The 5,087-nt window shown below is 70.5% G+C and carries 2 pseudogenes; one reads left to right on the top strand and one right to left on the bottom strand.

From position 1 onward, the window contains the following. Positions 1-566, bottom strand: a pseudogene (locus ABZY91_RS41310) (LamG domain-containing protein); the annotation flags it as partial. A gap of 548 nt (positions 567-1,114) precedes the next feature. Here ABZY91_RS41310 and ABZY91_RS41305 point away from each other — a divergent pair. Next, positions 1,115-5,087: pseudogene (locus ABZY91_RS41305) on the top strand (hypothetical protein); the annotation flags it as partial.

The following is a 5,087-nucleotide window of genomic DNA, read 5'->3' as shown; positions in this document are numbered from 1 at the left end:
CCGGCCTGGTTCGCCGTGAGCCTCAGGTCGACACCGGGCGCGACCTCGGCATAGGTGGCGCTCTCGCCGTCCAGGGTGGGCGCCGGCAGCGCACCCGGCCAGCTCAGGGCGAGCTTGCGGCCGTCCTGGTCGAGAGTGGCGAGAGGTCCGGACCCACCACCCGAGAACGTCAGCTGACTGCTCGTCACCCTCGGCCGCAGGGTGCCGTCGGACGCCCGGACGAGCGTCGCGTCGAGATCCTTCCAGACCCCGTCCCGATTGGCCCGCGCCGGGGCCACGGTACGCCGCAGACCCAGCGTGCCGTTCGGGTTCGCGACCACCGTGTCGGTCTCGGTGGTCAGCGCCGCGATCTCGACCGGCTTGCCGCTGCGCCGGGCCTCGGCCAGCGCGGCGGACTCGGCGGCCCGCTGCGCGGTTTCTGCGGCCGTACCCGGCACCGCCGGGGCCTGCCCCTCGACGACCGGGGAAATCGGGGAAATCGGGGAATTCCCCTCGGCGGCAAGGGCGGGAGCGGTAGAACTGAGCATGCCAACAGTCAGTACGATGCCGACCGATGCGGCCAGCATGGATCTGCGTCGACGACTGCGATGGGGGGATATCGACCCCATAAGAGGAAACCTCTCGTCAGCTGGTGGATTGCCGTGCGGATATCGGCGAACGGGAACCTAACATCCGCGCACGACGTCTTTTCTGACGGATGGTCTTCTGCGTTGTGAGGCACCTCACAACTGCGAGCTCTCCGTAGTCAAAGCGCTGGTCGGAGCGGCAGGACGCCCACGATCGGTGAGGGTGCATCAGGAGATTTGTACGGTAAAGAAGGGCAAAACACCCCCTCTCTTCGCACGCTGCGTAAGGTCGGGAGTGATCATCGATTCCCCCCCGTTCGTTGTGTCCCGGCCGGGGCTCCGGACACCGATGGACCAGGTTCGCGAACGGACGTTAGGCTCCGCGCGAAAATCCCTGTTCAGCAGGCCTTCCGACGGAAGGTCTGCTTCGGCATGCCAGGAGGCAAGTCGTGTCGGTATCACCGGACGGATTCCACGCCAAACGGCGGTCACGAGGGAGACGGCGGCTGACTACCGCCGCGGTCCTCGTGCTGTCGATGCTGGCCGGCGTGGGACCTGCGCACGCGGCGGCGTGGAAGCCCCGCAATCCCACCCAATGGTCGCCCCGCGACCTCGACCGGACCCCGGCGGTCGGCGGCAGGAACGCCGCCCCGGTCAAGGCCGTCCCGCTCAAGGGCGACGGCGCGCCGGCCTGGAAGGCCGGTGCGGTGGCGTGGCCGGGGGCGGTGGACGCCGAGGTCGACCTCGCGCCCAGGACCGCGACCCCGAAGAGCCTCAAGGAGTCCGCCTTCGCCGCGGCCCCGGCAGCCGTGCCGGCCGGCGGCCAGGCGGGTACCGCACCGGTGTGGGTGAGCTCGCCCGCCGTGGCGGCCGTCGCCGCCGCGCCGGAGGCCCTGCGCAGCGAGCGGGCGACGCCCGCCTCGCACAAGGTCCGGGTCACGGTCGCCGACCGGCCCGCCGCCGAGAAGGCGGGCGTCAACGGCCTGCTGCTGGCGGTGCGTCCGACGGCCGGCGGCAGTACGGGCTCCCCCGTCAAGGTGGACGTGGACGTGTCCTCGATCGAGGGTGCGTTCGGTGGTGACTGGCTGTCCCGGGCGCGTCTGGTGGCGCTGCCCGAGTGTGCGCTCACCACGCCCGAGCGGGCCGAGTGCCGCACCCAGACGCCCGTGGAGACGCGCCGCACCGCAGCTCGGCCCGGTCTGCTGAGCACCGACGTGGAACTCGCGGGCGGGTCCGCACAGGCGGCCCCGGCGGCGGAGCTCGGTGCCCGGTCCCTGTCGGCCGCTCCGTCGGGTGGCACGGTCCTGGCCGCGTCGGCCGCTCCGGGTGGTTCGGCGGGGACGTTCGCGGCGACCGGTCTGGCGCCGTCGGGGACGTGGAGCGTCGGTGGGAACACCGGTGGCTTCAACTGGTCCTACCCGATCGCGGTACCGGAGGGCCTGGGCGGCTCGAAGCCGAACGTGTCCCTGTCCTACAGCTCGCAGTCGGTCGACGGCCGGACCGCGGCGACGAACAACCAGTCGTCGTGGATCGGTGAGGGCTGGGAGTACACGCCCGGCTTCGTCGAGCGGCGCTTCAAGCCCTGCGTGAAGGACGGCCAGAGCGGCTCGGGCGAGCAGTGCCTGGCGGGCTGGAACGCCACCATCTCGCTGAACGGCCGCTCCTCGACCCTGGTACGCGACGACGCCACCGGCACCTGGCGACTGGAGGGCGACGACGCCTCCCGCGTCGAACTGCTGACCGGCGCCACCAACGGCGACAACAACGGCGAGCACTGGAAGGTCACCACCACCGACGGCACCCAGTACTACTTCGGCCTGGGCCGCAAACCCGGCGCCGCGGCGGGCGCCCCGGCCACCAACTCCGCCTGGACGACACCCGTCTACGGCAACAACCCGGGCGAGGACTGCAACAAGACCTCGTTCGAGGCGTCCTGGTGCGACCAGGCCTGGCGGTGGATGCTCGACTTCGTCGTCGACCCGCGCGGCGGCCTGATCTCCCACTGGTACGACAAGGAGACCAACCACTACCAGCGGGGCCTCTCCGCGCAGAACCCGTCCGGGACCCGGACCGCGTACGTGCGCGGCGGCAACCTCGCCCGGATCACCTACGGCTCCAAACTCACCGACACCGACAGCGTGAAGCCCACCGGGCAGGTCGTGTTCGACGTCACGGAACGCTGCCTGCCCGACGCCTCGTTCGACTGCGCGCCGAACAAGCTCAACACCGCCAACGCGGGCAAGTGGCCGGACGTCCCGTTCGACCAGAACTGCACCGCCACCGGCACCTGCGAGAACTACCAGGCCACGTTCTGGTCCACCAAACGCCTGACGAAGATCACCACCCAGGTCCTCAACGCCGGCTCCTACGCCGACGTCGACTCCTACGTCCTGGCACACGAGTACCCGGACCCGAAGGACCACACCGCCCCGGCCCTGTGGCTGAACTCGATCACCCACTCGGGCCACGACGGCGCCAACCGGATCGACCAGCCGGCCATCACCTTCACCGGCAAGTTCCTCAACAACCGCGTCGACTCCGGCAGCGACAACAAACCCCCGCTGAACCGGCGGCGCGTCATCGGCGTGACCGCGGAGACCGGCAAGACCACCGAAGCCGTCTACGCCGACGCCGACTGCACACCCACCACCCTCCCCACCACCCAGGACACCAACGGCAAACGCTGCTACCCGGTGTACTGGAACCCCGACGACAAGAGCCCGCTGCCCCCGACCCTGGACTGGTTCCACAAGTACGTGGTCTCCCAGGTCAACGAACGCGACCCGTTCGGCGGCTCACCCGTGCGCACCACCACCTACGAATACGTCGGCCCGGCCGCCTGGCACCGCGACGACGACGAGTACACCGAGACCGACCGCCGCACCTGGAACCAGTTCCGCGGCTACGAACAGGTCGTCACCCGCAGCGGCGTCGCGCCCGACCCGATCGGCAAGGCCGTCGCGTACTACCTGCGCGGCATGGACGGCGACGTCAAGGCCGACGGCAGCAAGCGCTCCGTCACCTACACCGACATCGGCGGCGCGAGTGTCAAGGACGCCAACCCGCTCGCCGGCTCCCTGCGCGAACGCCAGACCTACGCCTCCGACGGCGGCGCCCTGATCGCCCTCTCCAAGTCCGACCCCTGGCTGTCCACCGCCACCGCCACCCACAACCGCGGCACCACCCTGCCCGCCCTGACCGCACAGATGCTGCGCAACGGCTCCGGCAAGGACACCGCCCTGCGCTCCGACGGCACCTGGCAATCCACCTCCAAGACCGCGACGTTCGACACCCACGGCATGCCCGTCAAGGTCATCGACCGCGCCGACGGCCTGCCCGACCTGTGCGCCTCCACCCGATACGCCCGCAACACCACCACCTGGACACTCGACCGCGTCGCCGAAACCGTCCAGACCAAGGACGGCTGCGCCACGGTCAACGGCTCGGACCTCCTCGCGTCCGAGGCCAGCACGCTGGGCCGTAGCCGGGCGTTCTACGACGGCCAGGCGTTCGGGATCCTCAACGGCCCGGGCGCGGTGACCCGCACCGAGGAACTCGACGGGTTCTCCGGCGGCCAGCCGGTGTTCTCGCTGGTCTCCACCGTGGGCTACGACGCCTACGGCCGGGTCACCACCAGCACCGATGCCGCCGCGGCGACCACGACCACCGCCTACGAACCGGCCACGGGCGTCCAGCCCACCACCGTCAAGGTCACCAACGCCAAGGGCTGGACCAGCACCACCACCTTCCACCCCACCCGCGAAGTGCCGGTCAAGTCCGTCGACCACAACGGCCGCACCTCCCAGCAGAACGTCGACGCCCTCGGCCGCACCACCGCCGCCTGGCAACCCGGCCGCACCCCCGGCACCGACCTCGCCGACACCCTGGTCGAGTACCGGCTCACCGGCACCGGCACCACCTCCGTCACCACCAGGAACCTGCGCGAGAGCGGCAGGGACTACACCGTCGGCGTCGTCATCCTCAACGCCTTCGGCGAGCAGATCCAGACACAGTCCACACCCGCCAACAACGCCGCAGGCGCCCGCATCGTCAGCGACACGTTCTACGACAGCCACGGCCAGGTGGTGAAGACCAACCAGCCCTACATCAACCGCACCGGCGAGCCCGGCACCACCCGGTTCGTCGCCAACGACAACGAGATCCCCGGCCAGAACGCCGCGTTCTACGACGGCCTCGGCCGCCCCGTGGTCCAGACGTTCTCCTCCAAGGCCATCGAGCAGTGGCGCTCCACCGTCTCCTACCCGGGCGTGGAGCGCACCGACGCCACCCCGCCCCAGGGCGGCACCGCCACCACGAGCCTCGTCGACGCCCGCGGACGCTCGACCGAACTGCGCCAGTACCACGGCACCACCCCGCAGGGCGCCTACGACGCCACGAAGTACACCTACGACGTCGAGGGCAAACTCAGCCAGGTCACCGACGCCGCCGGCAACGCCTGGAAGTACGGCTACGACGTCCACGGCCGCCAGACCCGCTCCGAGGACCCCGACAAGGGCGTCA

The sequence above is a fragment of the Kitasatospora sp. NPDC002965 genome, from assembly GCF_040611255.1.
Lineage (GTDB): Bacteria > Actinomycetota > Actinomycetes > Streptomycetales > Streptomycetaceae > Kitasatospora.
This window is presented reverse-complemented; position numbering and strand designations above follow the sequence as displayed.